This is a genomic window from Vibrio sp. 10N.286.48.C11 (genome assembly GCF_041469805.1).
GTDB classification, from domain to species: Bacteria; Pseudomonadota; Gammaproteobacteria; order Enterobacterales; family Vibrionaceae; genus Vibrio; species Vibrio crassostreae_C.
Window position 1 is genome coordinate 1 of record NZ_JBFRLK010000126.1, and the last position, 2,645, is coordinate 2,645.

General features: G+C 48.8%; 2 protein-coding genes. Both read right to left on the reverse strand.

Annotation, left to right across the window (positions count from 1 at the left end; genetic code table 11):
- Window positions 1–130 precede the first annotated feature (130 nt).
- Window positions 131–871, reverse strand: a complete 741-nt coding sequence (istB, locus tag AB4209_RS21665) for an IS21-like element ISVch3 family helper ATPase IstB (protein ID WP_011988345.1) — start codon at window positions 869–871, stop codon at window positions 131–133.
- An 11-nt stretch (window positions 872–882) separates the two neighbouring features.
- The gene (gene istA, locus AB4209_RS21670; protein ID WP_017101221.1) at window positions 883–2,415 is read right to left on the reverse strand and encodes an IS21 family transposase; all 1,533 of its coding nucleotides are present in this window, start codon (window positions 2,413–2,415) and stop codon (window positions 883–885) included.
- Window positions 2,416–2,645: the final 230 nt, after the last annotated feature.

The following is a 2,645-nucleotide window of genomic DNA, read 5'->3' on the forward strand; positions in this document are numbered from 1 at the left end:
GTGATCGGATAATCCCGAAATGACTGATCGGAATGCTCCGAAATATGCACTTGCGTATTTCGGTGATTGCGATCGCTCGTTTCGGTTTATTCCGATCACTTGATCCTGCCGTTTTTCTCTCTTCCTATTTTTACTCTAAGTGATCGGATTGCGCCAGTTTTCTCATCGACTCACCTCCTAGTTCTATTCGATGACTATTGTGTACCAGCCGATCCATTAGAGCGTCTGCGACAGTGGCGTTACCGATCATGTTGTACCACTCCTTTACAGGTAACTGACTGATGACGATCGTGCTGCTGTTTTGGTAACGATCTTCAAGCACTTCTAATAAGTGACCTGCATGCTCTTGGGTTAGCTTTTCCATCCCCCAGTCGTCGAGGATTAGTAGAGCTTTCTTAGCCAACGATTGAAGTTGCTTTTGATAGCTACCGTCCAGACGACCTGCGGTCAGGTCATCAAGCAGGCGAGTTAATCGGTAGTATCTGACCGTGTGTTGTTGGTCGCAGGCACTGGTTGCCAGTGCGCAGCCAAGATACGTTTTTCCAGCACCTGTTGGGCCTGTGATCAAGATATTCTGGTGCTTATGTAGATAACTGCCCGTTAGAAGTTCGCTCATCTGTTTACGATTGAGATTTCGTCCCTCCTTGTAGATGAGTTGGCTCGGCTGAGCATCCACTCTCAGTTTGGCTTGCCGTTTTAAGCGTTGGATTTTTGTCTGATTGCGATTCAAGATTTCACTTTCCAGAAGTAGGCTTAGCCTTTCCTCGAAGTCCAGCTCTGCGTAGGTGCTCAGTTGTTCTTGTTGCTGCTCTAACGCTTTCACTGCATGGCTCAAGCGGAGGGTTTTGAGTTGGTCGTTCAGTGCGTTCATTTGTATTTCTCCTAGTGATAACAGTTCGGGCCACGGACATTGCTATGAACAAGGTTCGGCGTGCTCGTGTTGTCTTTGCTCAGTTGTCCTTCACGATTGTTCTTCAGCAGATTGTTGATGAAGGTGTAGTTCGGTTTTGTCAGCATCAGCGCATCTTTACAGGCTTGCTCTAAGCGCGACTCGCCATGCGCTTTACTCAGATTGAGCAGCCCAAGGCAGGAGCGATACGACTGCTCTGGATGAGGCTTGGAGTAGAGCATCTTATTGATGACTTCTCGTGTGGCTGGGCCGATATTGGCTCCCCAGTTGAGCAGGCGTCCAGGCGACCACTTCTGATGTTGATGATTACTCGGCATGTGCTCTGGTTGGGTGCTGTTTCCGCGCTCTCTTTGGCTGCGTGGATGCTGGGCTACCAAGTTACCTTGATGGTAGATCTGCACCAGACGGTTGGAGGCTTCCAGTTCGACATGGTGACCAACAAGTTGATGTGGCACCGAGTAGTAGTGGCGGCGATATTCTATGTGATAATCAGGCCCAACCTTGGCTCGCTTGGTTTCGGTATAGAGGTATCGCTGCTTAGGCAGCGGCTTTAACGCTGGCTTATCGAGTTTGTCGAACAGCGCTTTGCGGCTCGCACCATACTGTTTCATCTCACGTTCGTTTAAGTCATTCATAAGCTCACGGATGGCAAGGTTCAGCTCTTTGAAGGTATGGAAGGTTTGATGTCGTAGTCGCATCATGATCCAGCGTTCCACTAGGAGCACGGCATTCTCTGCCTTGGCTTTGTCTTTCGGTTTGTAAGGGCGAGCTGGCATCACTGCGGTTTGATAGTGATTCGCCAGTTTTTGATAACTGTCGTTAAGTCTCGGCTCATAACGATTGGCTTTGGTGACCGCGCTACGTAGATTATCGGGAACCAAGAGCTGTGGTACACCACCGAAGTGCTCGAACGCATTGGCATGCGCCTCTAACCAGTAAGACTTACCTTGACTCGGGAAGGCTTCAACATAGGTGTAATTGGACGCACCTAAGGTCGCCACGAACACTTCTGCTTCGCGCACTTCACCTGTATCAGGGTTGACCACTTGAAGCCGAGGCCCACAGTAATCGATAAACAGCTTGTCACCTGCCACATGGAGCTGGCGCATGCTGCGCTTTTGAGTTTTGAACCAACGAGTGAAGTGCTCGCAGAACTGAGTGTAAGCGTAAGCTTGTTCTTGATATTGCTCATGGTATTCCTGCCACAACAACATCTTTGTCATGCCTTTACGTCTGAGTTCGACTGCGTATTGAGTGAAGTCTGGCATGACTTTATCGCGACTGGCTTTCTTGCCGTGATACAGCGCTTGCGTGAGATCAGCATCGCTGCAACTTTCGGGTAGAGGCCAGCCAAGTTGGCTTTGTTTAAAGCGAGTAAGGAGTTCCGATATGGTGGACGGGCCGAGTTTCAGGCAAGAAGCGATACCACGATTGGAGAGACCGCAGTCGTACTTAAGGCGTAATACCTCTTTGATTTTGTTCATTGGAGTTCTCTTTTTGGCCATTGTCGCTTCCTTACGTTCTTGTTTAAGAAGTAAAGAATAGCGAGCTATTGATTTAAAAGAGAAAAAGGAAGGGTTTCGGGCATTCCGATCGCGGTTTTCGCTATTCCGATCACCGATTTCGGAGTTAGGCTAAAAGTGATCGGATAATCGCGGAATCAGTGATCGGTTTAAACCGAAATGGGTGATCGGATAATCCCGAAATGACTGATCGGAATGCTCCGAAATATGCA

Bases quoted from the DNA above. Each gene is read 5' to 3' on its own strand.
- istB (WP_011988345.1), bottom strand. From the start codon at position 871: ATGAACGCACTGAACGACCAACTCAAAACCCTCCGCTTGAGCCATGCA.
- istA (WP_017101221.1), bottom strand. From the start codon at position 2,415: ATGGCCAAAAAGAGAACTCCAATGAACAAAATCAAAGAGGTATTACGC.